3 protein-coding genes are annotated in these 2,767 nt (G+C 56.1%); 2 read left to right on the forward strand and 1 reads right to left on the reverse strand.

The window, feature by feature from the left end:
- Positions 1-757 precede the first annotated feature (757 nt).
- A complete protein-coding gene (locus NW827_RS05280; RefSeq protein ID WP_414404121.1) occupies positions 758-1,168 on the reverse strand; it encodes an FHA domain-containing protein in 411 nt (136 codons plus the stop codon).
- A gap of 195 nt (positions 1,169-1,363) precedes the next feature.
- Between NW827_RS05280 and NW827_RS05285 the strand changes: the two genes are divergently transcribed.
- Entirely contained in the window at positions 1,364-1,780 is a 417-nt protein-coding gene (locus NW827_RS05285; protein WP_414362163.1) for a rubredoxin, read from the forward strand.
- 8 nt (positions 1,781-1,788) lie between these two features.
- The coding region (locus tag NW827_RS05290; protein ID WP_414503420.1) for a photosynthesis system II assembly factor Ycf48 at positions 1,789-2,767 on the forward strand (979 nt) is incomplete at its 3' end.

The following is a 2,767-nucleotide window of genomic DNA, read 5'->3' on the forward strand; positions in this document are numbered from 1 at the left end:
AGCCTATCAAAAAGTCAGCTTAGAAAGGAAAAGATGTCTTTTTCGTCAAAATTGTTATCCCTTTGGTTAACTGTAACCTATCTTCTTGAACAGAGGCTCGTGCTGATTGAGATCACCTGAGTTAGGTTTTCCGAATCACATCTCTTCGCCTTTCCGCTTGAAACACTACCCAAGCGCTCCCCGCCATGGAGCCTAGAGCTGTAAATTTCCAGCGATCCCCGGAGGATGCATGCTTTGTGTTCTTCACACCTCTGGCCAAACAGTTTTCAAAGCACTCCACCAAACGTCAACTAGCCCACAGCTAAAACGGAGGGCTTTTGGCAACCTAGCCACGAACTTCTAGTCTGGCCTGTAGCAGCCCCAGCTAGGGAAATCCCCTTGGCTGCGTCGGAGTCCACATCCCCTCCCACTCCCAAGCCGGATTGACACCTGGTTTTGGAGACAGACAGGGCTGACGCTTTCCCGCTTGGCCTATGGGTTGGTGTGGGTGCCAGTAGCAGCGGGGGCTTGCAGGGTGGCCTCTTTCGCGCAGCAAGCCGTAGGCCCCTCTTGGTCGCCTGCTCTGGAGTTGAAGCCAGCTTGCAGACCTGGGCAGCGCCTGCTAGCCAGTAACAGCCTCTCTATTCCACGTTGGCAGGCAGCGCCTCCCTCACCGTTCGCGCCAGCAGGCCAACAGCCTTTTCATCCAAGAGCTGCTGCGTTGCAAGGAGTCAATGACCCCGCCACCGCCTTCCCCTCCTGCCTGATGAGTCGGCTCTTACAGGCCCACGATCTGGGTATTTTCAAAGGTGGAGAGAATCCTGTCCAAATCCTGAGCCTGCCGCAAATAGGTGGCGGTGGCGTCGCTACCAAACTGGATTTCATCTCCATCTTCGAGATCCCAAAACTCTACCCGCTCCCCCCGAATGTAGAGGCCGTTGGTGCTGGGCGTGCCGTGGATATCTCCATCGATAATTTGATAGGTAAACCCATCGAGAGAGGTGGGAGATTCGGTTTTCACCAAGATGGCGTGGTGGCGGGAGACGTACTGGGAGTCAATGCGAATGCTGTTGCTCGGATCCCGCCCCAGAGAATAGAGCTCAGCCGTTAGCCAGTAAGCTTTGGGCCCATGGCGATCCTTGACAACTAGCAGATGGTTGAGGGTAGGTCGACGAGGGGGCATGGTCATAGAGGGCACCCACTGGCACACCACGCAGATAGGGTAGCTAAAACATAGCACGGGATCCCCTGGCCAGTTGAGATGGGTGTCGCGTCAGTTTCCAACTGGCTCGACGAATACAGAAGTATTCTGGGGAAAGCAAGTAGATTTTTGTAACGGATCCCTTCATAATAGGGGTTGAACGATGCAGATCCATCCTTGACCATGAGTGGCGCCCACTCCCATCTTGCCAACCAGTCCGAAGCCCCCAGGGTACCCAAGCTAATCGAGCTGCCGGAAGATGAGGTCGAGGCTCAGCTTGGCGATCCCCGAGGCCTCCAGCGCTATGAATGCCGCTCTTGTGGCTATGTTTACGAGCCAACCCAAGGGGATCAGCTCAATCACATCCCGGCAGGTGTACCCTTTGAGGAGCTGCCTCCTGACTGGAGATGTCCAGTGTGCCGAGCTGATAAGCGCCTGTTCCAAGCGGTGGGTACCAAGGGCAAGCCTTCCGGCTTTCAGGAAAACCTGCGCTATGGCTTTGGGGTCAACGTGATGACCCCTGCGCAAAAAAACCTACTCATCTTCCTGGGCTTGGCACTGGGGTTTTTGTTTTTAATGAGTTTTTACTTCGTCGAGTGATAGTTACAATGGTGAAGCTCCTGAGACTGGCGCTGTTGGCTGCCTTCTCGCTCCTGCTGATGGCAGCGCGAATGCCAGAGATGAAGGTGGTGCCCTGGGAACAGGTGGAGGTGCCCACCCAGAACATCCTGCTGGATATTGCCTTCACTGGCACTAACCCCTCCCGTGGCTGGCTGGTAGGTGACAAGGCAACGCTGCTGGAATCTCAAGACGGTGGCCTTCACTGGCAGGTGCACAAGCTGTCGGCCCTCGAGCCCGAGGCTTACTTGAGATCAATTAGCTTTGCCGGGGCAGAGGGGTGGATAGTGGGGCAGCCAAAGATCCTGCTTCACACCTTGAATGAGGGATCCGACTGGACGTTGATTCGTCTGAGCAACCAACTGCCAGGAGAGCCACTCCTCATCCATGCCCTGGGCGCTGGCGCTGCCGAAATGGTAACCAATGTGGGAGCTATCTACCGCACAGAGGACGGGGGGCAGACCTGGCATGCGCAGGTGGAGGAGCCAATTGGGGCAATTAAAAACATCGCCCGCGGTCCTGGAGGGGAGTACCTAGCCGTTTCTTCACGCGGCAGCTTCTACTTCTTGTACACGCCCGCAACCCACGCTTGGAAGCCCTATCTGCGGGAGAGCTCTCGCCGTATCCAGAACATGGGCTTTGGCCCTAACGGCAGCGCCTGGAAACTGAATCAGGGGGCAGAGATTGCCTTTACAGATGACTTTACCTCTGGCGAATGGTCTAAGCCGCTGCGACCTGGACGGGCCCTTAGCTTTGGCTATCTCGATGCAGCCTACCAAAACGACCATGACCTGTGGGTGGTAGGAGGGGGTGCTACACTCCTCCACAGCCCCGATGGCGGCAAAACCTGGGAGGAGGCCAAGAAGCTAAGCAACATTCCCGCCAATTTCTACTCCATTAAGTTCTTTGGCCCTGACCGAGGATTTATCTTGGGGCAGCGGGGCACGCTCCTGCGCTACGTCGGCTACA

The sequence above is a fragment of the Synechococcus sp. H70.1 genome (assembly GCF_047502705.1).
Taxonomy (GTDB): Bacteria; Cyanobacteriota; Cyanobacteriia; order Thermostichales; family Thermostichaceae; genus Thermostichus.

What these genes read in the sequence shown, in the direction of transcription:
- NW827_RS05280 (WP_414404121.1), bottom strand. Translation starts at nt 1,168, where the DNA reads ATGACCATGCCCCCTCGTCGACCTACCCTCAACCATCTGCTAGTTGTC.
- NW827_RS05285 (WP_414362163.1), top strand. Translation starts at nt 1,364, where the DNA reads ATGAGTGGCGCCCACTCCCATCTTGCCAACCAGTCCGAAGCCCCCAGG.